The following is a 23,473-nucleotide window of genomic DNA, read 5'->3' on the forward strand; positions in this document are numbered from 1 at the left end:
TCTTCTTCCACGCCGTCAGCATCGCCGAGGTGGCGTTGTAGTTGACCCGCTCCTGCCGCGCCCACGCCTCTGTACGGGCGGCGAGGGCGAGATTATAGACCTTGCGGACGCAGCCGAACGTGCGCGACAGCTCTGCTGCCTGCGTATCGGTCGGATGGAAGCGGTACTTGAACGCCCGCTTCACGCACGTCGTGGTCACTCTCACAAACTAGCGAGGCTGCGACTTAAGATCAAACCTGTGGGTCAGAGCACTGCGATCCGCCCTGGCGGCGAATCTCAGCCTCTTGCCCTGCTCCGCAGGAGTCCGTTCCCTCCCCCGCCTGAAGGCGGGGGTATCCACGGAGGAATCAGATGAAGGCTGTGGCGCAGGACCGGTACGGCTCGGTGGACGTACTGGAGTTCAGGGAGGTCGACCGGCCGGTGCCGGCCCGCGACGAGGTGCTGGTGCGGGTGCACGCGGCCTCGGTCAACGCGTACGACTGGCATCTGATGCACGGCGACCCCAAGGTCGCCCGCGCGGCCTTGGGGCTCCGCAGGCCGCGTGCCCGCATCCGGGGCCGGGACTTCGCGGGCACGGTGGAGTCGGTGGGCGAGGGGGTCACGGGGTTCAAGCCCGGTGACGAGGTGTTCGGTGAGGCCGACGGCGCGTTCGCGGAGTTCGTGTGCGCCAAGGACAGCGCGGTGGGGCCGAAACCGGCCCACCTCACCTTCGAGCAGGCCGCGGCGATACCCCTGGCGGGGAACACCGCCCTGATCGGCCTGCGGGACGTGGCGCAGCTACAGCAGGGCCAGACGATTCTGGTGAACGGCGCGTCGGGCGGCGTGGGTACGTTCGCCGTGCAGCTCGCCAAGGCATACGGCGCCGAGGTGACCGGCGTGTGCCGGACGAGGAACATCGACCTGGTCCGCTCCCTCGGCGCGGACCACGTCATCGACTACACGCAGGAGGACTTCACCCGCGGAGGGCAACGCTACGACGTCGTCCTCGACCTGGTGGGCAACCACTCGCTGGGCGAGTTCCGGCGCGCGCTCACCCCCACCGGGACCCTCGTGCTGTCCGGCGGCGGGGTCTACGAGGGCGGCAGCTTCGTCGGCCCCATGGCGCTGTTCCTGAAGCGGCGGCTGGTGGCGCCCTTCGTCCGCGGCCAGCGGCTGCTCGAAATCACGGCGAGGCACAGCCGGGCGAACCTCACCGCGCTGCGGGACCTCGCCGATTCGGGGAAGATCGCCCCGGTCGTGGAGCGGACTTATCCGCTGAGCGAGGCCGCCGAGGCCATCCGGTACGTGGAGGTGGAGCACGCGCGCGCGAAAGTCGTGATCACCGTGTGAGGGCGCCCGCCGCCCGGCGCCGGCCACACCGAGGTGTTACTCCTTCGACCTCGCGTAGTCCTGTGCCATGGCGCCGGCGAAGTCGTACAGCACGACCTGTTCGTCGCCGACCACCCAGGCGTCGTGTCCGGGCGGGATCACGAACACGTCACCCGGTCCCACCTCGCCCTCGCCGCCGTCGTCCATGCGGACCCGCATCCGGCCCTGCACGACATAGCCGTTGTGGTGGACCTGGCAGCTGTCGGTCCCGGCGATCGGGGCCACGGACTCGGACCAGCGCCAGCCGGGCTCGAAGGTGCCCACGGCGAAGTCGAGTCCGGTCATGTGGACGGCTTCGAGGTGGCCCCGGGGGAAATCGCGCCGCTCGTCCGGCTTGTCGAGCGTCTTGACCTCAAACATCTCGGCTCCTTTCGTCCGATGCCGCGCACTGCGGCCGGGCCCGGTCTCAGACTTCCGGCCGCGTCACGCGCCATCGGTCGGCCCCACCGCTCCATCGTGCGCCCGTCCAGTCGGGGCCGCCATACGAGGGAGACGGGCCGCTCAGTCACCGCCCCCGCACAGCCGGGCGAACCGCTCGGCGTCCACATTGCCACCGGAGATGATCACTCCGACCCGGCGCGGAAGAGGGCCCGCGCGGCCGGTGAGCAGGGCGGCCAGCGGGGTGGCGCCGCTCGGCTCGACGACGATCTTCAGTCGCTCGAAGGCGAACCGCATGGCGTCCCTGATCTCGTCGTCACCGACCAGCGCGATCTCGTCCACGAGCCGCCGGTTCACGGAGAAGGTGAGCTCGCCGGGCGTGTGCAGGGCCTGTCCGTCGGCGATGGTGTGCGGCACCGGGATGCTGATGCGCCGCCCCGCCTCCAGGGACCGCTTGGTGTCGTCGCCGGCCTCCGGCTCGACGCCGATCACACGGATGCCCGGGTGCAGAGCCTTGGCGACCGTGGAGCTCCCAGCGATCAGCCCGCCACCGCCGACCGGCGTCAGCAGGGCGTCCAACCCACCTACTTCTTCGAGGAGTTCGAGTGCGGCGGTGCCCTGTCCGGCGATGACATGCGGGTGCTCGTAGGGCGGGATGACGGTGAGGCCGCGCTCGGCGGCGAGGGCCTCGGCGATGGCGACGCGGTCGCCGGTGTAGCGGTCGTAGGTGACGATCTCGGCGCCGTAGCCGGCGGTGGCGGCCCGCTTCGACGGCGGGGCGTCCTCGGGCATGACGATCACCGCGGTGGTGCCGAGTTCCCGGGCGGCGAGGGCGACGGCCTGGGCGTGGTTCCCGGAGGAGTAGGTGGCGATGCCGCGGGCGAGCTGATCGGGGGTCAGGCGGGAGGCGGCGTTGTAGGCGCCGCGGAACTTGAAGGCGCCGACGCGCTGGAAGTTCTCACACTTGAAGAAGACCTCGGCACCGGCGAGCGCGTCGAGGGTGCGCGAGCGCAACACGGGCGTGCGGTGTGCGACACCCTTCAGCTGTGCGGCGGCGTCGCGGACGTCGTCGAGGGTGACAGGCGGGGTGGTGGTCGTCACGGGTGTCCTCCATCGGACGTCGGGAGCTGCCCCTGAGGGGTGGCTCCGGCGGCGGTCGCGTCACTCGCGGCGCGGGCCTGCGAGAGGTAGCTGTAGGCGGAGGCGCGGGAGATGCCGAGCCGGGCGGCGACCTGCTCGATCGCCCGACGTACGGCGAACACGCCTCGCTCGTCCAGGCCGCGGAACAGCTCCAGGCGCTGTTCGCGGTCGAGCCCCGCCCAGCTCCGGTTCTGCCGCAGCTGGTGGGCGTCGAGGATGGCGTCGACGACGGAGTCGATGTCGTTGCCGAAGGTGGTGACCGGCACCTCGACGGACGGGGCGCCGACGCCGGCGAGTGCGCCGAGCAGGGCGTGGGCGTCGTTGACCGCCGTGACGTCCAGGTTGACGCACACGGCGCCGAACACCACGCCCGTCGAGTCCCGCAGCACCAGCGTGGACGACTTGACCAGCTTCCCGGAGCGGGTGCGGGTGACGTAGTTCAGGTCGTCGCCCGCCTCGTCGCCGCGCGCGACGATCCGCATGCCGATCTCGCTCATCGCCCCGCCCACGGACCGCCCGGTCACCGAACCGGCGACGGCGACCACGGACCTCTCCGGCTGCCGGTAGTCGTGCAGGACGACCTCGCACATCGGCCCGAAGGTCGCCACGAGGCCGTCGACGACCGGGCTCACCGCGGCGATGATCGCGTTCCGCTCCGCCTCCAGGGCCCGTTCGGCCGCCATCGCACACTCCCTGTCCGCCCCTGACCCGGCGGGCCTTCCCCCGAGCCATTCCTAGACTATACGTCCAGCTTCTGTACAGACAGTCCAGGAACATCAGCCCTGCAGGGATCTTGACGACGAGTGTGATGTTACCGGTAACATCCACATCCATGTCATCGACGCAGGCACCCGCGCACACCCCGGTGTTCAGCCCGGCCGCCGTGGTCGCCTCCTGCGTGGGCTTCGTACTCATCGGCGCCCTCCAGGCCCTGTACGGACCGGCGATCCCCGCGTTCCGCGAGGAGTTCGGCCTGTCGCCCTCGGCCGCCGGGCTCGGTCTGAGCGCCCACTTCGTCGGCGGGGTGGCCGGTGTGCTGCTGTTCGACCGGCTCTTCGGCCGGATCGGCAACCGGCGGATCCTCGGCGCCTCGTATCTGCTGATGGCCGTCGGCGCGGCGGGCTTCGCGTCGGCGCCGGACTGGCCGACGGCCCTGGCCATGGCGCTGCTGGCCGGGCTCGGCTTCGGCGGCATCGACTACGGCCTCAACCAGCTGTTCGCGGTCGGCTTCGGCCACCGTTCGACGGCCATGCTGAACATCCTCAACGCCCACTTCGGCATCGGCGCGATTCTCGGCCCGGCCCTGATCGGAGCGGTCGGCGCCGGGCGCTATCCGGCGGTCTTCCTCGGCTTCGCGCTGGCCAACCTGCCGCTGCTGCTGTGCCTGAAGGGCGTACGCGACCGGGCGCCGCAACCGTCCGAGACGGCCGCCGAGTCGTACGGCGGGGGTCCGGTCCTGGCCCGCAGTCTGGGCTCCGTCCTGGCCGTGTTCGTCGCGCTGTACGTCCTGCACGTCGGCATCGAGGCCGGTGTCGGCGGATGGGAGCCGACCCATCTGGAGACCGTCGGCTACGGGGCGGGGGTCGCGGCGACCGCCACGTCCGTCTACTGGCTGATGATGACCGTCGGCCGGTTCCTGGTCGCGCCGATCGCGTTGCGCTTCTCGGCCCAGGCCATCATCACGGTCTCGTGCGCGGGCATGACGGTCTGTCTGCTGCTGGCCACCGTCCCCGGCCTCGCCCCGTACGCCTACGCCGGTGTCGGCCTGTTCATCGCGCCGATCTTCCCGACCGGTCTGCCCTGGCTCAACCGGGCGGCCCCGCGGGCCCGCCGGGCCGGTGCCCTGGTCATCGCCGCGTCGATGGCCGGCGGCGTGGCGGCGGGCCCGGCGCTGGGCAAGGCCATCGAGTGGTCCGGCGTCCGCGCGGTCCCGCTGCTGCTGGGCGGGGTCTCGGCGCTGTGCCTGGCGGCGACTCTCTGGCTGATCCGCAGTACCCGGTCCCCTGAACCGCTGTCGAAGTGAAGGGAAGCTTCCGCATGTCCGCTCTGACGACGTCGTCCGACGGTTTCCTGCTGCACGGCGAGCCGCTGAGGATCATCTCCGGCGCGATGCACTACTTCCGCGTCCATCCCGACCTGTGGGCCGACCGGCTGCGCAAGGCACGGCTGATGGGGCTCAACACCGTCGAGACGTACGTGCCCTGGAACCTGCACCAGCCCGACCCCGACGGGCCGCTCGTCCTCGACGGTTTCCTCGACCTGCCGCGCTATCTGAGCCTGGCGCACGCCGAGGGCCTGCACGTGCTGCTGCGGCCGGGTCCGTTCATCTGCGCCGAGTGGGACGACGGTGGTCTGCCCGCCTGGCTCATCGCGGACCCCGACATCCGGCTGCGCACCAGCGACCCGCGCTTCACGCGGGCGGTCGACCGCTATCTGGACCTGCTACTGCCTCCGCTGCTGCCGCACCTGGCCGCGGCGGGCGGCCCGGTGATCGCCGTTCAGGTGGAGAACGAGTACGGCGCCTACGGCGACGACTCCGCCTACCTCAAGCATCTCGAACAGGCGCTGCGCACCAGGGGCGTCGACGAGCTGCTGTACACCTGCGACCAGGCCGATCCCGAGCACCTGGCCGCCGGCAGCCTGCCCGGTGTCCTGGCCACGGGCACCTTCGGCGGCCGGATCGACCAGCACCTGGCCGAACTCCGCGCGCACCGGCCCCAAGGCCCGCTGATGTGCGCCGAGTTCTGGATCGGCTGGTTCGACCACTGGGGCGGGCCCCACCATGTGCGGGACGCGGCCGACGCCGCCGCCGACCTGGACCGGCTGCTGTCCGCGGGGGCGTCCGTCAACATCTACATGTTCCACGGCGGCACGAACTTCGGCTTCACCAACGGCGCCAACCACAAGCACGCCTACGAGCCGACCGTCACGTCGTACGACTACGACGCCGCGCTCACCGAGTGCGGTGACCCCGGTCCCAAGTACCACGCGTTCCGTGAGGTCATCGCCCGCCACGCGCCGGTCCCGGACGAGCCCGTCCCGGCGCCGGCTCCCAAACTCCCGCCCGGCGCAGTCGAGTTGAACCGCCGGGCTCCTCTGCTGCCGCAGGTGGGCACGCTCGCCGAGCCGGTCCGCGCCGACGACCCGGCCACCATGAACGAGCTGGGCGCGCACGCCGGTTACGTGCTCTACCGTACGACTCTCATGGCGGCGGGCGACGGCCTGCTGCACTTCGCGGGCGGTGTCGGTGACCGCGCCCAGGTGTTCCTCGACGGCGCCCCCGTCGGCGTCCTCGAACGCGAACGCCACGACGAGACCCTCCCCGTGCGCGTTCCCCGGCCCGGCGCCACGCTGGACGTGCTCGTCGAGAACATGGGCGGCGTCAACTACGGCCCCCGCATCGGCGCCCCCAAGGGCCTGCTCGGCCCGGTCACCTTCAACGGCACCGCCCTGCACGGCTGGGACTGCCACCCGCTGCCCCTCGACAACCTGGACGCCGTGCCCTTCGAGCCGTCCGACGCGAGCACGGGCACCGGTCCCGCCTTCCACCACGGCACCTTCGAGGTGGACACACCGGCGGACGCCTTCCTCGCCCTGCCCGGCTGGACCAAGGGCCAGGCCTGGGTCAACGGCTTCCACCTCGGCCGCTACTGGAACCGCGGTCCGCAGCACACCCTGTACGTCCCCGCCCCGGTGCTGCGCCCGGGCGTCAACGACCTCGTCCTGCTGGAGCTGCACGCCACCACCGGCACCCGCGCCCAGCTCACCGACACGCCCGACCTCGGCCCGGAGAACGACTGATGACCGACCAGCACCAGCTGCGCGTCCCCGCGCCCGCCGCTCCCCCGCTCAGCGGCCATCTGCCCTTCACCGACGCGCCGGGCGTGCCCGACCCCATCGAGGTGACCAGCCGCTGGCTCATCCGCGGGGGCCGCCCCTGGTTCCCGGTCTCCGGCGAGTTCCACTACTCCCGCTACCCGGCCGCGGAGTGGGAGGAGGAGCTGCTGAAGACGAAGGCCGGCGGTGTGACCGCTGTCGCCAGTTACCTCATCTGGATCCACCACGAGGAGATCGAGGGCCGCGTCCGCTTCGACGGCGACCGCGACCTGCGCCGCTTCGCCGAGCTGTGCGCCCGGCACGGCCTGGACTTCATCCCCCGTATCGGCCCCTGGTCCCACGCGGAGGTCCGCAACGGAGGCCTGCCCGACTGGCTCATGGCCCGCGACTGCACGCACCGCACCGACGACCCGGCGTACCTGGAGCCCGTACGCGCCTGGTTCGCGGCGGTCGCCGGACAACTGCGCGGACTCGACCGCGCGCACGGCGGCCCGATCGTCGCGATCCAGATCGAGAACGAGCTCTACGACCAGCCCGGCCATCTGCTGACGCTGAAGCGGATGGCGCGGGAGGCCGGCCTGGACGCCCCGCTGTGGACGTCGACCGCCTGGGGCGGGGTCCGGCTCCCGCCCGACGAACTGCTTCCGCTGTACGGCGGCTACACCGAGGCGTTCTGGACGGAGGCGGCCGGCGGCTGGCCCGACACCTGCCGCAAGCACTTCTTCTTCACCCACCAACGCGACGACGAGGGCATCGGCGCCGACCTGCGGCCGACCACCGTCAGGGGCGGCGACCCGGACGCCTTCGCGGACCGGTTCCCCTGGGCCACCTGCGAGTTGGGCGGCGGCATGGCGGTGGCGTACCACCGGCGGCCGCGCGTGGACGCCGACGACATCGGGGCGCTCGGCCTCACCAAGATCGGCTGCGGCTCGGTGTGGCAGGGCTTCTACATGTTCCACGGCGGCACGAACCCGGCCGGGGAGCCGGCGCCGCTGCAGGAGTCCCACGCCACGGACTATCCGAACGACCTGCCGGTCCTGACGTACGACTTCCAGGCACCGCTCGGCGAGTACGGCCAGTACCGGGACTCGTACCACCACCTCCGTCTCCAGCACCTGATGCTGGCGGACTTCGGCCATCTGATCGCCCCCATGGAGTCGGTGCTCCCGGAGCGTCGGCCCGTCGGCCAGCGGGACCGGGACACCCTGCGCTGGGCGGTGCGCGCCGGCGGCACCTCGGGGTTCCTGTTCGTCAACAACCACCAGCCGCACGAACCGCTGCCGCACCACCCGGACACGTCCTTCACGGTCGAATTCCCGGGCGAGGCAAGGGCGTTGAACCTGCCCTCCTTCCCCGTGACCGTCCCCTCGGGCGCCTACTTCTGCTGGCCGCTGCGCCTCGACGTGGCGGGCCTGCGGCTGGAGTGGGCGACCGCGCAGCCGGTGTGCACGGTCGACGACGACGGCCGTACGGTCCTGGTGCTGGCCGCGACCGACGGCATCGCTCCCGAACTCGCCCTGGACGCCGGGACGGTGACGTCCGTCGGGCTGCCGTCCGGCGACATCACCCAGGCCGACGGCCGCCTCCTGGTGACCGGGCTGCGGCCCGGCACCGACGCCCTGGTCGAGGTCGGCACGGCGGACGGCGGGCGGGTCGGCCTGCTGGTCCTGGAGGCGGCGACGGCACGTACCGCGTACCGGGGTGTGGCGTGGGGTGCCGAGCGGCTGGTGCTGTGCGCGGACGGGGTCGTCTTCGACCACGACGAGGTACGGCTGCACAGCCCGGCCGCTCGGCCGTCGTTCGCGGTGCTGCCCGCGCCGGAGCGGGCGCCGACGGTGGCGGGGGCGACGGTGACAGAGGCGGTGGACGGGGTGTTCACGCGGTACACCGTGCGGACCGGGGCCGGGGGCGGTGAGACGGCTGTGCCCGTGACCCTGGTCGGGCCCGCGGGTCCGGCGCCGGAGCCGTCCACAGGCGTGCTGGACCGGGCGAGCGTGCCCGCCGACAAGTACTTCGACACCGTGGCCGCCGAGTACCACGTCGACGTACCGGAGGACCTGCCGGCGGGGACCGTCCTGCGCGTCCACTGGACCGGGGACGTCGGACGGGCGTACGCGGGCGACGAACTGATCGCCGACCAGTTCTTCTCCGGGCGGGTCTGGGACCTCGGGCGGCTGCCCGCCGGTGCCCTGCGGCTGAAGGTGCTGCCGCTGCACGCCGACGCCGCGGTGTACGTGCCGCGGGAGGCGGACGGCGCCGGGGAGACGGCCGCGGTCACGCACGCCGAGTGGGTCACGACCCGCACCTGGGCGGTGCGGGCGGGCTGAGGCGTCGTCCCGTACGGCCGTGCCTATGCTGTGGTCCTGCCGTGCGGGACACGACCGCCGTGACGATGCCGACCATGTCGAGGGACCAGCCATCATGACCCGAAGCACCGCCGACGGCTCAGCCCCGAAGGGGCGCAGCAGACGGAACTTCGCGGGCTCGCGCCCCGTGATGGACGACGTGGCCCGGCTGGCCGGTGTCTCCAAACAGACCGTCTCCCGCGTACTCAACGATCATCCGTCGGTCCGCCCCGAGACCCGTGAGACGGTCCTGACCGCCATGCGGACGCTCGGCTACCGCCCCAGCCGCAGTGCCAGGTCGCTGGCCAGCGGCCGGACCCGGATGCTCGGCGTGATCTCCTTCGACGCCGCCCGCTACGGACCGGCGTCGATCCTCACCGCGATCAACACCGCGGCCCAGAAGGCCGGTTACCTGCTGAGCTCCATCGCCCTGGACACGGCGGACTCCGACACGGTGGTCGAGGCGGTGAACCGTCTCTCCGCCGAGGGCGCGGACGGGGTGATCGCCATCGCCCCGCAGCTCTGGGTGGGCAAGGCCCTGGCGGACACCCACCTTGACACTCCCCTGGTCGTGCTGGAGAACGGCCTCGACACCGACACCCAGCAGGTCACCGGCGACTCCCGGGCCGGCGCCCGCAAGGCCGTCGAGCACCTGCTGGGCCTCGGCCACGCCACCGTCTGGCACATCGCGGGCCCGACCGGCTGGACGTCCGCCGACCACCGGATGGAGAGCTGGCAGGCGAGTCTGGAGGCGGCCGGCACCGAGGTGCCCGCCCCGCTGATCGGCGACTGGAGCGCCGACTCCGGCTACGAACTGGGCCGTCGGCTGGCCGCACGTCCGGATGCCACGGCGGTGTTCGTCTCCAACGACCAGATGGCCCTCGGGGTGCTGCACGCCCTGCATGAGGCCGGGCGGTCGGTGCCCGGCGACGTCAGCGTCGTCGGCTACGACGACATCCCCGAGGCCGCGCACTTCCTGCCGCCGTTGACGACCGTGCGTACGGACTTCGCGGAGATCGGCACGCGCTCCCTGCGCCTCCTGCTGAACCGGATCGACGGCCTCGCGGAGCCGCCCCAGGTCGACACGCTCGTACCGGTCGACCTCGTGGTCCGCGGCAGCAGCGGGCCGGCACCCGGGCGTTGACCCGGCGGGAAGCGTCCCCCAAGGGGTGGCCGACCATCTGGCCGCTCAGCTGCCGCACGAGCCGGCCGCATCGGGCGGGAGCTGCCCACGACACGCTCCGTGGGGACCGAGGCCTGACACCGCGTGCCAGGGATATCCGGGCCGTTCCCGGGTACTCGCCCTCCTCGGTGGAGGAGGTGTCTGTCATGGGGGCGACGTTCTCGCTGGGGCGCCTGGCGGGTATCCGGGTCGGGGTGCACTGGAGCGTCCTCGTCATCTTCGTCCTGATCGCGCTCGGGCTGGCCGGCGGCCGTCTGCCGGACGCCCATCCCGACCGCCCGGTGTGGTCGTACTGGCTGGTCGGCCTGATCACGGCGGTGGTGTTCTTCCTGTCGCTGCTGGCCCATGAACTGAGCCACGCGCTGGTGGCCCGGCGCAACGGAGTGGGCAGCGAGAGCATCACGCTGTGGCTGCTCGGCGGGGTCGCCCGGCTCAAGAGCGAGGCGCCCAGCCCGGTGGCGGAGCTGCGCATCGCCGGCATCGGCCCCCTGGTCAGCCTGCTGCTGGGCATCGTGTTCGCCCTGCTCACCGTGCTGTTCGGCGCCTTGTACGGCTCCGGGCTGGTGCTCGAAGCGCTCGCCTGGCTGGCCGCCATCAACATCATGCTGGCGGTCTTCAACGCCCTCCCGGCCGCGCCCCTGGACGGCGGACGGCTGCTGCGCGCGGCGGTGTGGTGGCGGACGGGCAGCCGGCTGCGGGCCACGGAGGTCGCCACGTCCGCCGGCCGTGGCCTGGGCTGGCTGCTCGTCGCCGCCGGCCTCTACCTCGTCTTCATGGGGGCCGTGATCGACGGCGTCTGGCTGCTGATCATCGGCTGGTTCATGAGCGCCATGGCGACGGCCGAGGGCGGCCAGGCGAAGGTGCGGGAGCTGCTGGGTTCGGTGCCGGTACGGGAGGCGATGACCCCCGACCCGACGACGGTCCCGGCCGCGTCGACCGTCACGGAGTTCCTGAGCGGTGCGCCGTGGCAGTACCGGCACTCGGCCTTCCCGGTGACCGACCCCGGAGGCGGGCCGGTCGGCGTGATCAGTGTGAACCGCGCCGGTGAGGTCCCGGTGGCCGAGCGCGACTCCACCACGATCGCGTCGGCCATGGTGGCGGTCGACGACCTGCCGACCGCGGGCCCCGACGACCCGCTGACCGGACTTCTGCCCGCCCTCGAGGCGTCCCCCGTCCACCAGGCCCTGGTCCTCGCCGACGGACGGCTCGTCGGCATCGTCACCAGCTCCGACGTCAGCCGGACCATCACCTGGCTGGCCTCGGCCGCCGGATCCCGCACGCCCCGGACACCCCTGCACCCCGGTCGGTCGTCTCCCGCGTCTTCCTGAATCCCGACAGACAGGACAGGGACGACAGGGACGGCGACAAAGGTCATCGCCCCGGGGCTTCTCGTACGGCCTTGAGATCCTCCACCCACGGTTTCGCGGACGCGGCGGCGGGAACCCGGCGCCCCGGGCCGAGGATGTCTTCGCCGTGCGGCCTGGGAAACAGGTGATACCCATGATTTCCGAGATGGTGTCGGTACCCGCCGCTCGCGTGAACCTCTCGGGTGACCTCGCCGTTCCGACGTCGGCCCGGGCGATGGTGTTGTTCGCGCACGGCATCGACAGGTCCCGGCACAGCCGGCACAGCCGGTCGATCGCCGCCCAGCTGCGCACAGCGGGATTCGGCACGCTGCTGGTGGATCTTCTCAGCGAGGGCGAGGACCGCCGGGACGCACTGGCAGACGAACAGCGCCTCGACGTGGGGCTGCTGGGCCATCGTCTGGTGGCCGCCGTCGACTGGGTGAAGATACAGCCCGAGACCCGGGGGTTGCCGGTCGTCCTGCTCGGCACCGGGACCGAGGCCGCCGCCGTACTGGAAGCTGCGGCGGAGCTGCCGGACCGTGTGCTGACGGTGGTGCTGTGGGGTGGACGGCCCGATCTCGCGGGCGATGCTCCGGGGCGTGTACGCGTGCCGGTGCTGGTCCTCGCCGGCAGCCAGGATCCGGCGGCGCTTCGACTGAGCGAGGAGACCGCTGCACGACTGAGCGCTCCGCACTCCGTCCGCGTGTTGCCCGACGCCATTCAGCCGTTCGAAGAGCGGGGTTCGCTGGAACAGGCGGTGGCAAGGACCAGGGAGTGGTGCGACGATCTTCTGCGGCCGTCGCGAGAGGGGCCTGACGAGTGAGGAGTTCTTCCAGCTGTTGCACGACATGCGGATCCGCGCTGAGGCTCCGATGGGCGCGCCCATCGGAGCCTCAGCACCGTCAGGCCAGACCGAACCGCTCGGCGTGCACCTGCAGGTGGGGAACCTTCAGCCTGTGCAGGGCGCTGAGCACGGCCGAGGTCATCGCGGGCGGGCCACAGACGTACACGTCGCGTTCGGTTATGTCGGGGACAAGGGCACGGAGACTCTCCGGCTCGAACGGCGGGCTACCTTCCCCCCTGCGGCCCGTGAGCAGATGCAGGCGCCCACCGAGGCCCGCGACCAGAGTTCGTACCTCGTCGACCAGCACGGCGTCGTCCTCGCTTCGAACCCGGTAGAGCACCACGACGTCGCCGGCCGGCTCCTCCTCCAGCAGGGCTCGAACCGGCGTGATCCCCACTCCTCCGGCGATCAGCAGTGCGCCGGGCCGCGTTCGATGCAACGAGGTGAACGCCCCGTACGGTCCTTCGACGAACGCGCGGGTCCCGACCGGGACGTGCCGCAGGCCGGCGCTGGTACTGCCGACCGCCTTGGCCGTCAGGCGCAACGTGCGGCCGTCGGGTGCCGCCGACAGCGAGAAGGGGTTGGCCAGCCACCAGTGGTTGTGCCCGGGGAACCGCCAGATGCAGAACTGGCCCGCCCTGGCCGGCAGCCTGTCGAGGTGGCGGCCGGTGACCCGCACCGACACCACGTCGTCCGACTCCGGCACCACCGCCACGACCTCGAATCGGTGATAGGCGTTGCGCCACAGAGGCATCACGATCCGCCCCGTGACCAGGGCACCGAACGCGAACAGCCACAGGGCCCACCAGTAGATCACCGCGGGCGCGGAGGAGCTGAAGGTCGTGGTCTCCTGCAACTGGTGGACGAACGCCAGCCCCAACGCCAGGTACAGCAACAGGTGCACGCCGTGCCACGTCTCGTACCGCAGCCGCCGCCTCACCTGTCGGGCGGAGACGGCGGCGACCACGGCGACGATCGCCGCGGCCAGCATCCCGAACAGAGAGGCCGGCACTCCGGCCAGCGCGACGAACGTCTTCGTCATCGACGCGTCATCGAGCCTCGCGTAGCCCAGCACCACCAGCACGGCGTGGGTGAGGAGGGTCCACAGCAGGGTGAAGCCGACCCACCGGTGCCACACCGTCAACCGGTCCATGCCGATACGGCGGTCGAGCCACGGCAGCCGGGCCACCAGCAGCAGTTGGAACATCATCAGCACGGCGGCGTGCAGGCCGAAGAACTTGGCGACCGTGAGCACCCCGTTCTTGCCTGTCCCGGCGGTGAGGAACAAGACCTCGACGATCACCAAGTTGACGATGACAAACGTCCACAGCGCCCACCGCGCCGCGACGACCGGAGGTATGGTGCCCTGTCGCACCTGTGTACTTGTCGCCTCCACCGTTTCCCCTCTTGTCCATGTGACGCACTGGCCCGGTACCCGCGCGGTCGCGGGGACCCGAGCGTCCCGATCTGATACGGCGCCCCTGGGCGAAGCAAGAGTACGGAACATGGCGAGAAGTTGGCCCTACTTGGCCTCGACTGTTCTTGTTCCGCGATCGGCACGCTGGTCGAGCGGACCGCACGTGCCTCACGGGGTGCCCTGCGATCACTTCGCGGGGCGCCCTCTCGTTTCCTCGACATCACCCTCGTGACCCCGCAGACAGCCGGACCAGCGGGTCGGCAGCCCTACGCGCCGAAGACGCCGACGCGATGCGCGGGTCAGTGACCTTGGCAACAGGAACCGCCCGATGCCCGGCCGGGGCCCAGCGCGTCCTGCGCTGCGCAGCCTCGGCTCGGGCCCGTCCCGTTGCGGCCAGGAACCTCAGCCGGTGCAGCGGGCCGTCCGCGGGTGCCGCGGAGGTGCCGTCGGGAACATCTGGCATCTGATCACTCCTCACCCGGCGGCCGTCCCGGCCGCCGTCGCCGGGTACGCTGAGTGATTAAGGTGTTAACCACAAGCCGTCATGGGGCTGTTGGGGTGCATGGGGTACACACATGACGAGTTCGCGTGTCTGGCGGCGACCCACGCTCGGCGCTGTGGCGGCACGGGCGGGGGTGTCCACGGCCACGGTGTCGAACGCGCTCAACGGCACCGGACGGCTGTCCGAGGCGACCAGGCAGCGCGTGCTCGCCGCGGCGCGCGAGGTCGGTCACGCCCCGGCCAGCGCGGCCCGGGCCCTGGCCCGCGGGAGCACCGGAGTGCTCGGTCTGACCATGACGACGTACGGCGACCTTCCCGTCTCGTACATGGAGATCCCCTATTACGCACAGCTGACGCTGGGCGCGATGGCGACGGCGCACGAGCGCGGCTACATGCTCATGGTGATGCCGAGTTCCCTGTCACCGTGGATGTGGCTCAACACGCCGATGGACGGCGTCATCCACGTCGAGCCGCGCGCCGATGACCCGGTGCGTTCCATCCTGCGGGAGCGGGGCATCCCGATGGTCACCGACGGCCGGCCGCCCCAGCCGCACTGGCGCGACGCGTGGGTGGACACCGACTACGAAGCGGGCCTGCGCCTCCTGCTCGACCACCTCACGGAGGCCGGCGCCCGGCGGATCGCACTCTCCCAGCCGCTGCACGACGACGAGTACCCGCACCTGATCGGACGCGCCTACGCCTCCTGGTGCGCCGAGCACGACATGCCCGCCCTCGTCGAGGAGTACGCCTCGCTGCCCGACTACTTCACGGCTGAACGGGACGCTGTCAGCCGGCTGCTCAACCGCGATCCACGACCGGACGCCGTCATCGGCGTCTACTCCGACTCCGGTCACAACATCCTCGCCGCCGCCCGGCACCACGGGCTTCGAGTGCCGCAGGATCTGCTGGTGGCTTGCATCAGTGAGGATCCGGATTACGCGACGACGACCCCGCCCGTCACCACGCTCAGCCTCCGCCCGGACCGGGTGAGCGACGAAGCGGTCGACCTGCTGATCGCTCTCATCAACGCCCGCAGCGGTGTGGACCGGCATCGGCTCGTGCAGCCGGTCCTGGCCCCTCGCCGGTCCACACGACGCCCGGTACGGCGAGGGAACGGCACACCCTGACCGCAGCGCCCGGACCGCATCGGCGGGGCATTGCCTCGCCAGGCAGTTTCGTTTGGATCAGTCGGCCCTTGGTCCTGGTGTGCCGTTAGACGCACGATCACCACTCACGACAACGGCAATGGCAATGGCAACGCCTTGCACCACCGGCCCAGCTCGGAATTCGCCGGCGGCGCCGAAGCCCCCTGCGGGAGTTCGGACTCCTGCTCGGCGCCGTCGCCCTGGCCGGCTCGCCCAGCGCTCCCACGCGTCACGGCAGCCCCGCTGACCCGGTGCCCCCTCGTACATTCGGCGTCGGGTCAGTTCGTCACGCGGAAGGTGGCGTCGCCGCGCCCTGTCGCCGTGTTGATCGGGTCGAGGCGGAGTTGGTACGCGTAGTGGCGGATGTACGGGTCGGGGTGGTTGTACGACTGGAACGACGACCAGCTTGCGTCGGCGAGCCCGGCGACCTGGCGGAAGGTGGCGTCCGCGGCGAACTGGGTGGTGCCGTCGTCGTAGGCCGGCTGGAAGTCGTATCCGGCGTGCCGCAGGACGGCACTGGGCCTCACTCAAATCGAAGGCAACCTTTTCGCTCTCTGCGGTCACTCAGCAGTGCACCATCGGCTCGATCTTCCGAACGGACAGGTATGAGACAGCGAGGCAGGCCGCGCGTCAGCGCAGGCAAAGACGCAGGCTTGTGCTGGGCACCACCTTGGCGGTGACCGCCGCGGGCGTTCTCGCCTACCTGGTCATGGGGTTGCTCCCCGCCCGCGAGGCGGAGGCAGGGCATGCCGCGACCACGCCCGTCGCCACCACCCAGGTGAGAACCACCACCACGACGGGCACCCCGAGCGCGTCGGCGACCCCTCCCGTGACCGGCACGCCGACGCCGAAGCCGACGGCCGCTGCGACGACCGGTACAGCACGCCCTTCGGCCACAGCCACCCCGCGGCCTTCGCGAACGGCGTCCACCACGCCATCGTCGGCAGGGCGGATTCGGCCCAACACCACCTACACCGGGGTCGCCACCGCCTACGAGGCCGACGACGGAAACGGCGCCTGCCTGTTCGGCCCGAGTCCCGACCTCATGATCGCGGCCATGAACACCACGGACTACGAGACGTCCAGGGCGTGCGGCGCATACGTGGTGGTCCGCGCGGCCAACGGCAAGTCGATCACGGTACGGATCACCAACGAATGCCCCCTGCCCTGCGCACCCGGGCAACTCGACCTCGGCCAACAGGCCTTCGCCAAACTCGCCGATCTCAAGGTCGGCCGGATATCTGTCACCTGGCAGCTGCTGAGTCCCAGCACGTCCGACACCATCTCCATCAGGTACAAGACCGGGTCCAACCCTTATTGGTGCGGCATCCAGGCGATCGGCCACCGCAACCCGGTCGCGCGCCTGGAGGTCCGGACCAGCGGCGGCTGGCGGCAGTTGCCCCGCACCGAATACAACTACTTCATCTCCGCCAACGGCAGCGGATGCGGCAGCTCGATCAGAGTCACGGACATCTACGGAGAACGACTGACCATCAGCGGGATCGCGCTGCGGCCGAACGTCGTGCAACCGACCGGGGTCCAGTTCGCCCGGCACTGACCCCGCCGCGCACGCGTGCGTCTCTTTCACCGGAAGTCGGGGCGGCGACTGCCGATTCAGTTGGCTGTCCGTCAAGGGCCGGGACCGGTCGCGACCGCGGGGATCCCGGCGGCCGTGGTCACGTGCGGGACCATCCCGCGCCGGCCGTTGTCGCACCTGGCTCGGACCTGGGTGCCTGGGCGTTGCCGAGCTGGTCGGTGGGACAGCGGCCTCGCAGTAGGCCGCCGCCGTGGTCGAAGTAGGACTCGAAGGCCTGACGAGGGGGACGTGCCTCTGCGTTCGAAGACAGCTCCGTAGCGAGGTGCTGTCCCGCCGACCGTCATGCGGTAGGCGGGACCGGGACCCGCGCTGGTGTGCCAGCCGATGTCGGTCGGCACGCCGTTCGCCTACGGGGTCTCCGCACCAGGTGAGGCATCGTCGCGACCGGCCCCGTGGTGGCCTTGGCCCTCGGCCCGTCCGGCCGTACCGTCTACACCGGCCGGGTCTCGTCCTCCCGCGACCTCAACACCGAGGTCTGGGTCACCGCACGCGCCCGCCGCACCCGGGTGCTCACCGGACTGACCGGCCTGGCGCTCGCCGTCCGCCCCGACGGACGCCTGCTGGTCGGGGGCAGCCGCTGGGCCGCCCTGGTTCTGCGTCAGGGTTGGCAGACCTGCCAGCGGACGGCCGACACGTCCGAGTGCGACATGCCGGTGTGCTGGCGGGCATTGGCCTGGTCCAGCGGGCGGGGCATCGACGGCTCCGGCAGCAGGCTCGGAGCGCTGCGTCGGCGGGCCGCGGAGCGCTCCGAGCGAGCCGGTCAGTACGGGCAGGTGTCCATCCAGCGCGTGACCAGGGATGTGTTGCTCTTGTCGGCGTCACGTACGGGACCGCACAGGAACGGGCTGAAGCGGGTGTCGGCACGCAGCCAGAGACTGAGGAACGACACGATCCACTTACCCTGCTTGGCCTTGTTACCGGAGCCCGTCATCGGGCACAGATGGTCGCCCGGAACCTCGATGTAGAGCTTCTCGGCCTGGGGCATGGAGTTGTACCAGGGCACCGCGTAGCTGTTGCCGTGGGCGACAGGGTCGCTTTGACAGGTCAGGAAGAACGTGGGCTCGGTGACTGCGGAGAAGTTCGCGTTCGGGTAGTACGGGGCCGTGGGCACGCCCGCCCGGAAGCGCGTGTCGTCCCGGAGGGCCGCCATGACGCCACCGCCGCCCATCGAGTGACCGACCGCGCCGAGCGTGCCGTTGAGCTTCCCGGATATCGGGTTGCCGGGGGCGTTGCCGAGGGCGAGCAGCTGGGTGCCTGCGGCGGTGATCTGGCGGCCGCGCGATTCGGGATCGTCGGTGAGTGTGTTGGTGCCGACGTTGATGACGACGAAGCCCCAGGAGGCGAGGCGGGGTGCGAGCCATTGCAGGTTCTGTTGGGTGCCCTGATAGCCCGGCATCAGTACGACGCCCGGATACGAGCTACTGTTCGTGGGGTACGTGACCGTGCCGGAGCCGTACCCGGTTGGGCTGGGAACGGTGTAGGTGGCGGTGGTCAGCGGCCCGTTGGTGGCCTCCAGGGAAGCGGTCGTCGGGTCCGGGATGCCGTTGCCCGGAGGGGTGCCCTCACCGGAGCCGTACACCTGGAACTCCCACAGCGAGTAGCCGTAGGCGGTGCCCCGCTGGGTGCCGTGGAAGCGGACGTACCGGCCGCTGCCGTTCACGTCGAGGGTCTGCACGCCGCCGGTGCTGGTCGTGGTCGAGTAGATGGTGGTCCAGGCGGTGCCGTTGTCGGAGGTCTGGATCTGGAACGCGCGGGCGTACGCGGCCTCCCAGCGCAGCACCACTCGGCTGATGGTGGCGGTGGCGCCCAAATCGACTTCCAGCCACTGCGGATCGCTGAACGTGCTCGACCAGCGCGTCCCGGTGTTGCCGTCCACCGCCGCCGACGCGGGAGTGGACGCGTTCTCGGTGGACGAGGAGGTCGCGGGTTGGCCTTGGGACAGCAGGTCAGCGGCGGCCGCCGGCGGGGCGGCAACTGTCAGCAGAGTCAGCGCCAAGCCGATGGTGGTTGCCAGTGCGATCAGTGCCGTCATGGCACGGGGTCGGGTCCGTAACTGCACGGTCGTGTGAGTGGAACGACTGGATGGACGCATTGCTTTACCTCCGGATAGCGGTGCGAGCGCGGTAACCGGACAGCGGGGTGCGCCCGCGCTGTGAGGTCTGCCGGATTCGCCGGTAGGTGATCTCTCACAGTGCGGAAGGAAAGGGAAGGGGCGCCGCGTGCGGCGGCTACCGGGACTGATCGAAAAGCCAGTCGATGACCACGTCGTTCTCATACGTCTGGGCCCATGCGAGGTGTGGGTTCACCGGTGTCGTGCCGGGCGTGTAGCTCGTGAAAAGTACGTGACTGCGCGTGGCCCGGGCCTGCCGTAGGAGCGCCCGGGACCGGGCCTCGAACTGTGCCTTCGGCAGATCGTTGGCCCACTCCCCACGGCTGACCCGAGCACCGGCGGTCTCCAGCGCGTTCATCAGTGTCCAGGTGCCGGGATTACCGAACCGGCCCTCCCGGTAGGGGACGACCGGGTCGTCGACGGAGTGGTCGGCCCACATCGGGATGTGCGTGATCCTGTCCATGGTGGTCGCGTCGCCCCAGCCGGCCGTGGGCAGGGCAGCCGCGAACGTGTCGGGGCGCTTCGCCAGCAGGCTGTAGATACCGCGCCCACCCGAGGACAGGCCGACGAGATAGAGCCGAGCTGTGTCCACGTTTCGGGAGTGCTCGCTCACGAAGGTGTCGATGAGTTCGCTCAGAGCGGCCTGGACCTTGGCGTCGGTCCAGTCCGTGCCGTCGGGTCCGTCCATGGGACGGGGCAGGGGGATCTGCGGAGAGAGGACGAACGCGGGGTCGCGGCGCTGTCGTTCCGGTTTGGCGAACGTGACCGCGATCCGGTTGGAGGTGAGCTGGGTCATGTTGTTGTCCGCGACTTCGCCACCGCCGTGCAGGGTGACGACGAGTGGATACCGCTTGCGCGTCTGCGGGTTCCGTACGAATCCCTCGGGCTGGTACAGCCGGAAGTCCAGTTCGAAACCTGCGGAGTCGGTGAAGGAACCGGCGGCGAAGTCGTCGACCACGGGAGTGATGACGTCGTCGTTCCGGCTCGCGAACGGACCAGCCCTGAGCACTGGTTCGCCTTCCGGGGCGTGCACGTCCGCCACTTGTCTGACGGAGTAGGCGCGGTCGAGCGGAAGGGGGTCGGTGCCCGCGGCCCGCGCGTTGGAGTCGTTCGGGTCGAGTTCGATGATCAGGCGGTCCCCCGGCCGTCCTGGGCGAGATCGGTCGTCCACTTCGGCGGTGGTGCTGGAGTAGACCCGGGTCACCGTGCGAGCCGCCGTTTGTCCGCCCACGGTGGCCTTCACCTGGAAGGCCGAGGGCGGGATCACCCCGCCGCTCAGGTCAATGCGATGCGAGTACTGGAGGGCGACGGCTGTCACCAGCCAGTTGTTCCTCGGCGTCACCCGCGTGACGAGGTCCGTTCGCAGGACCGGATTGCGCCCGGAGGTCGCTTGTCGTCCTTGAGATGTGGCTGTCGTGGTGTCGGCGGCCGAGGCGATTGCCGTGCTCACGGCCGGCGCCGCGACCGCGCCTGCTGTGACTGCGAGCGCCGTACGTCTGGTGATCCGTCTCATGCGTCCTCGTCTCGGTCTTGTGGGGCACCCGGACCGGGTGCCTGGTGTGTGTGGAGGTGTTCGCCCTGCTCCGGACTTCCGGAAACGGGCGGCGCGTTGGAGGCCTGAGCAGCATGTGCGGTGGCTGCCGGGAGCACGCGGTCGGCGGGGACTCCGCTCAGGCCCGGGACACCGGTCACAGGGGGAACGCACCGGTCAGCAGGGCGCCGGCGGTCATGACCAGCGTGGTGGCGAAGGCCCAGCGGAAGATGAAGCGCTGGTGTTCGCCGAGCGACACACCGCTCATGCCGACCAGGATGAACGTGGACGCGGTGAGCGGACTGAGCGGGAACCCCGTGGTCATCTGGCCGAGAATGGCAGCCCTGGCGACCTCGGCCGGATCCGTGCCGAAGCCCTGCGCGGTCTCGGCGAGTACGGGCAGTACGCCGAAGTAGTAGGCGTCCGGAGTGAAGACCAGGCTCAACGGCATGCCGGTGACGGCCACCGCGACGGGCAGGTGCGACCCGAAGGAGTCGGGGACGACGGAGACGAGCGTCTCGGCCATCTCGTCGATCATCCTGGTGCCACTGAGGATCCCGGTGAGGACGCCGGCCGCGAAGATCATCGTGGTGACCAGGACCACGCTCTTGGCGTGCTTGTCGAGCAGCGCCTGTTGCTGTTCCCAGGTGGGGTGGTTGACCAGCAGCGCGATCGCGAACCCGAGGACGAACAGCACCGGAAGCGGCATCACTTCCTGGATCAGGCAGACCACGAGGGCGACGGTGAGCAGGAGATTGAAGATGTTCAGCCAGGTCCGCGGCAGCGGCGGGACCCGGACGGTGCCGGGCCCGTTCCCGGGAGCCCGGAGGGCCTGACGCTCCCCGTCAGTCGTCGCGGGAGTGGCGTGCCGACTCGACTCGGGTCCCGTGGTCGCCGTGACCGTCGTCGAAGCGGCGGGTTCACGATCGCCCCGCTCGTCCTCGCCCTCGCGCACGTCCGTGGCCGGACCCCGCGAGGACAGCGCACCGAGACGGTTGCGCTCCCGGCGGCCGAGCAGGTAGGAGGCCACCAGCACCCAGACGACACCGAAGCCCATCGCGGGCAGCACGGGGTTGAAGACCTCGGAACTGTCCAGCTCCAGTGCCGCCATGGCTCGTACCGTCGGGCCACCCCAGGGGACCATGTTCATCACGCCCGCGCCCAGGCAGACCACTCCGGACAGCACCAGGGGGTTCATACCGAGCCTCTGGTAGACCGGCAGCAGTGCGGAGACGGTGATGAGGAAGGTGGAGGCACCGTCGCCGTCCAGGGCGACGCACAGCGTGAGGACCGCTGTGGCGACGGTGATCCGCAACGGGTCGCCACGCGCCACGCGCAACAGACCGCGGATCAGAGGGTCGAAGAGCCCGGCGTCCACCATCAGGCTGAAGTACAGGACCGCGAAGGCGATCATGATGCCGGTGGGAGCCACCTTGGACAGCCCACCGAGAATCAACTCGCCCAGATCGCCCGCGAAGCCGCCGATGAGCGCCGCCAGCACCGGAAGCAGGATCAGAGCGACCAGTACCGAGGCGCGTTTGGTCATGGTGAGCAGCAGTAAGACGGCGATCGTGGCGAAGCCCAGGGCTGCCAGCATGGCGGCGCTCGCTTTCTCGGGGACGGCCCTCGGCGGCGGTGGGCGGGGCTGGGCGGGGGGAGGCAGGCCGAGGTGTTACGCGAGAGTTTCGGAGCACCGGCGGATCGGTGTCCAGCATCAAACCGAGATCTGTCCATGCGTTAAGCGCATCAATCCAAGCGGGGGCGGCCTATGCTCGTCGGCCATGGAGGCCACCACCTTGCGTCAACTGGCGGCGTACACGGCCGTCGCGCGGGCCGCGAGCTTCACCGCGGCCGCCGCGGAGATGCACGTGTCCCAGTCCTCGCTCAGCCGCGCGGTCGCGGATCTGGAGCGACAACTCGGCGTCCAGCTCCTGGAACGGGACACCCGCAACGTGCAGTTGACCGCGGCGGGCGTCGAGGCCCTGCGTGTAGCCGAGCAGATCGTCACCGCTCACCGGGCGGGCATGAAGGAGCTCAGGCGATACCTGCTCGGCGAGTCGGGGACGGTCGCCGTGGCCACCCTTCCCTCCGTCGCGGCGGTGCTCCTGCCGCAGGTGATCTCCGACTTCCGCGAGCGGCGGCCACAGGTGGCGGTACGACTCCTCGACGGCCTGGAGCGGTCGGTACTGGACCGGGTCCTGTCCGGCGACGCCGACTTCGCGATCACCACCGTCGGCAACCCGCCGGAGCAGTTGGAGCACCGCCCCCTGGTCAGGGACCGCTTCGTCGCGGTGCTGCCGGAAGGCCACCCGCTCGCCGACCGCCACGAGATCGCCTGGGACGACCTGGCTCGTCAGCCGTTCCTGGCCGTCGGGCGCGACTCGAGCGTGCGCCGGCTCACCGACGCGGCGTTCGCCCAGATCGACGCGCACGCGGTACCGGCGGCCGAGGCGGGCAGTATCGCGACCGTGGGGGGACTGGTGACCGCCGGCCTCGGGGTGTCGGCGATGCCCGCCCTCGTGCTCCCGCTGATGGGTGCCGGACCCGTCGTCTGCCGTCCTCTGGTGGACCCCGTGGTGGACCGGCGCCTGGACATCGCGCTGCGCGCTCGGCGAACGCTCCCGACCGTGACGGAGCGGTTCCTGGAGACGCTCGAAGAGTTCCGCCTCCAGGGGCGTCCACTTCCGCCCGGGGTTTCGTGGGCTTGAGGCCGCGTACCGACCCCTCCCCG

At 70.8% G+C, this 23,473-nt stretch carries 18 protein-coding genes and 1 pseudogene; 10 read left to right on the forward strand and 9 right to left on the reverse strand.

All coding sequences use genetic code 11. The annotated features are described in order from the left end of the window. Positions 1-199: helix-turn-helix domain-containing protein (locus AQJ91_RS46115; RefSeq protein WP_159054817.1), on the reverse strand; the 199-nt coding region annotated here is incomplete at its 3' end. Between the two features lie 152 nt (positions 200-351). Here AQJ91_RS46115 and AQJ91_RS46120 point away from each other — a divergent pair. Further along, entirely contained in the window at positions 352-1,329 is a 978-nt protein-coding gene (locus AQJ91_RS46120; protein ID WP_067035659.1) for an NAD(P)-dependent alcohol dehydrogenase, read from the forward strand. A gap of 36 nt (positions 1,330-1,365) precedes the next feature. Here the strand turns inward: AQJ91_RS46120 and AQJ91_RS46125 are convergent, their stop codons facing one another. The 3 genes from AQJ91_RS46125 to AQJ91_RS46135 form a co-directional block, all read right to left on the reverse strand. Then, entirely contained in the window at positions 1,366-1,728 is a 363-nt protein-coding gene (locus AQJ91_RS46125) for a cupin domain-containing protein (RefSeq protein ID WP_067035662.1), read from the reverse strand. A gap of 141 nt (positions 1,729-1,869) precedes the next feature. After that, positions 1,870-2,847 (reverse strand): threo-3-hydroxy-L-aspartate ammonia-lyase, encoded by a 978-nt coding sequence (locus AQJ91_RS46130; RefSeq protein ID WP_067035665.1) that lies wholly within the window; start codon positions 2,845-2,847, stop codon positions 1,870-1,872. Beyond that, positions 2,844-3,569, reverse strand: coding sequence for a helix-turn-helix transcriptional regulator (locus tag AQJ91_RS46135; protein ID WP_067035667.1), 726 nt, complete (start codon positions 3,567-3,569; stop codon positions 2,844-2,846). Before AQJ91_RS46135 ends, AQJ91_RS46130 begins: the two co-directional genes overlap by 4 nt. A 149-nt stretch (positions 3,570-3,718) precedes the next feature. Between AQJ91_RS46135 and AQJ91_RS46140 the strand changes: the two genes are divergently transcribed. The 6 genes from AQJ91_RS46140 (at position 3,719) to AQJ91_RS46165 (ending at position 12,420) form a co-directional block, all read left to right on the forward strand. After that, positions 3,719-4,909, forward strand: a complete 1,191-nt coding sequence (locus AQJ91_RS46140; RefSeq protein WP_199848207.1) for an MFS transporter — start codon at positions 3,719-3,721, stop codon at positions 4,907-4,909. A 14-nt stretch (positions 4,910-4,923) separates the two neighbouring features. Beyond that, positions 4,924-6,687 (forward strand): glycoside hydrolase family 35 protein, encoded by a 1,764-nt coding sequence (locus tag AQJ91_RS46145; protein ID WP_067035670.1) that lies wholly within the window; start codon positions 4,924-4,926, stop codon positions 6,685-6,687. After that, positions 6,687-9,050: a beta-galactosidase gene (locus AQJ91_RS46150; RefSeq protein ID WP_067035673.1), complete on the forward strand. Its 2,364-nt coding sequence runs from the start codon at positions 6,687-6,689 to the stop codon at positions 9,048-9,050. Before AQJ91_RS46145 ends, AQJ91_RS46150 begins: the two co-directional genes overlap by 1 nt. 94 nt (positions 9,051-9,144) lie before the next feature. Further along, positions 9,145-10,212 (forward strand): LacI family DNA-binding transcriptional regulator, encoded by a 1,068-nt coding sequence (locus AQJ91_RS46155; protein ID WP_067035717.1) that lies wholly within the window; start codon positions 9,145-9,147, stop codon positions 10,210-10,212. 185 nt (positions 10,213-10,397) lie between these two features. After that, positions 10,398-11,579 carry a site-2 protease family protein gene (locus AQJ91_RS46160; RefSeq protein WP_067035676.1) on the forward strand — a complete coding sequence of 394 codons (1,182 nt, stop codon included), beginning with the start codon at positions 10,398-10,400 and terminating at the stop codon, positions 11,577-11,579. A 172-nt stretch (positions 11,580-11,751) separates the two neighbouring features. Next, positions 11,752-12,420 carry a dienelactone hydrolase family protein gene (locus AQJ91_RS46165; protein WP_067035679.1) on the forward strand — a complete coding sequence of 223 codons (669 nt, stop codon included), beginning with the start codon at positions 11,752-11,754 and terminating at the stop codon, positions 12,418-12,420. A 79-nt stretch (positions 12,421-12,499) separates the two neighbouring features. Here the strand turns inward: AQJ91_RS46165 and AQJ91_RS46170 are convergent, their stop codons facing one another. Next, positions 12,500-13,744 carry a ferredoxin reductase family protein gene (locus AQJ91_RS46170; protein ID WP_407697055.1) on the reverse strand — a complete coding sequence of 415 codons (1,245 nt, stop codon included), beginning with the start codon at positions 13,742-13,744 and terminating at the stop codon, positions 12,500-12,502. Between the two features lie 689 nt (positions 13,745-14,433). On the opposite strand from AQJ91_RS46170, the gene AQJ91_RS46175 reads away from it, so the two are divergent. Next, positions 14,434-15,486: a LacI family DNA-binding transcriptional regulator gene (locus tag AQJ91_RS46175; protein ID WP_067035685.1), complete on the forward strand. Its 1,053-nt coding sequence runs from the start codon at positions 14,434-14,436 to the stop codon at positions 15,484-15,486. 296 nt (positions 15,487-15,782) lie between these two features. Here the strand turns inward: AQJ91_RS46175 and AQJ91_RS46180 are convergent. Further along, a pseudogene (locus tag AQJ91_RS46180) lies at positions 15,783-16,025 on the reverse strand (AbfB domain-containing protein); the annotation flags it as partial. A 134-nt stretch (positions 16,026-16,159) separates the two neighbouring features. Between AQJ91_RS46180 and AQJ91_RS46185 the strand changes: the two are divergent. After that, positions 16,160-17,062 carry an RlpA-like double-psi beta-barrel domain-containing protein gene (locus AQJ91_RS46185; protein ID WP_234383440.1) on the forward strand — a complete coding sequence of 301 codons (903 nt, stop codon included), beginning with the start codon at positions 16,160-16,162 and terminating at the stop codon, positions 17,060-17,062. A 799-nt stretch (positions 17,063-17,861) separates the two neighbouring features. Here the strand turns inward: AQJ91_RS46185 and AQJ91_RS46190 are convergent. The 3 genes from AQJ91_RS46190 to AQJ91_RS46200 form a co-directional block, all read right to left on the reverse strand. Then, positions 17,862-19,133: a poly(ethylene terephthalate) hydrolase family protein gene (locus tag AQJ91_RS46190; protein WP_067035690.1), complete on the reverse strand. Its 1,272-nt coding sequence runs from the start codon at positions 19,131-19,133 to the stop codon at positions 17,862-17,864. 196 nt (positions 19,134-19,329) lie between these two features. After that, complete coding sequence (locus AQJ91_RS46195) at positions 19,330-20,661, reverse strand: prolyl oligopeptidase family serine peptidase (protein WP_234383441.1); 1,332 nt, start codon at positions 20,659-20,661, stop codon at positions 19,330-19,332. 238 nt (positions 20,662-20,899) lie between these two features. Then, positions 20,900-22,339 (reverse strand): CitMHS family transporter, encoded by a 1,440-nt coding sequence (locus tag AQJ91_RS46200; RefSeq protein ID WP_067035696.1) that lies wholly within the window; start codon positions 22,337-22,339, stop codon positions 20,900-20,902. Between the two features lie 184 nt (positions 22,340-22,523). Between AQJ91_RS46200 and AQJ91_RS46205 the strand changes: the two genes are divergently transcribed. Then, on the forward strand, positions 22,524-23,450 hold the full coding sequence (locus AQJ91_RS46205; RefSeq protein ID WP_067035699.1) for a LysR family transcriptional regulator: 927 nt from the start codon (positions 22,524-22,526) through the stop codon (positions 23,448-23,450). The last annotated feature ends 23 nt before the right edge of the window (positions 23,451-23,473 follow it).

The sequence above is a fragment of the Streptomyces dysideae genome, from assembly GCF_001514305.1.
GTDB classification, from domain to species: domain Bacteria; phylum Actinomycetota; class Actinomycetes; order Streptomycetales; family Streptomycetaceae; genus Streptomyces; species Streptomyces dysideae.

Excerpts from the sequence above, each read along its gene's own strand:
- AQJ91_RS46120 (WP_067035659.1), top strand. The coding sequence starts at position 352 with ATGAAGGCTGTGGCGCAGGACCGGTACGGCTCGGTGGACGTACTGGAG.
- AQJ91_RS46125 (WP_067035662.1), bottom strand. The coding sequence starts at position 1,728 with ATGTTTGAGGTCAAGACGCTCGACAAGCCGGACGAGCGGCGCGATTTC.
- AQJ91_RS46135 (WP_067035667.1), bottom strand. The coding sequence starts at position 3,569 with ATGGCGGCCGAACGGGCCCTGGAGGCGGAGCGGAACGCGATCATCGCC.
- AQJ91_RS46140 (WP_199848207.1), top strand. The coding sequence starts at position 3,719 with ATGTCATCGACGCAGGCACCCGCGCACACCCCGGTGTTCAGCCCGGCC.
- AQJ91_RS46145 (WP_067035670.1), top strand. The coding sequence starts at position 4,924 with ATGTCCGCTCTGACGACGTCGTCCGACGGTTTCCTGCTGCACGGCGAG.
- AQJ91_RS46150 (WP_067035673.1), top strand. The coding sequence starts at position 6,687 with ATGACCGACCAGCACCAGCTGCGCGTCCCCGCGCCCGCCGCTCCCCCG.
- AQJ91_RS46155 (WP_067035717.1), top strand. The coding sequence starts at position 9,145 with ATGACCCGAAGCACCGCCGACGGCTCAGCCCCGAAGGGGCGCAGCAGA.
- AQJ91_RS46160 (WP_067035676.1), top strand. The coding sequence starts at position 10,398 with ATGGGGGCGACGTTCTCGCTGGGGCGCCTGGCGGGTATCCGGGTCGGG.
- AQJ91_RS46165 (WP_067035679.1), top strand. The coding sequence starts at position 11,752 with ATGATTTCCGAGATGGTGTCGGTACCCGCCGCTCGCGTGAACCTCTCG.
- AQJ91_RS46175 (WP_067035685.1), top strand. The coding sequence starts at position 14,434 with ATGACGAGTTCGCGTGTCTGGCGGCGACCCACGCTCGGCGCTGTGGCG.
- AQJ91_RS46190 (WP_067035690.1), bottom strand. The coding sequence starts at position 19,133 with ATGACGGCACTGATCGCACTGGCAACCACCATCGGCTTGGCGCTGACT.
- AQJ91_RS46200 (WP_067035696.1), bottom strand. The coding sequence starts at position 22,339 with ATGCTGGCAGCCCTGGGCTTCGCCACGATCGCCGTCTTACTGCTGCTC.
- AQJ91_RS46205 (WP_067035699.1), top strand. The coding sequence starts at position 22,524 with ATGGAGGCCACCACCTTGCGTCAACTGGCGGCGTACACGGCCGTCGCG.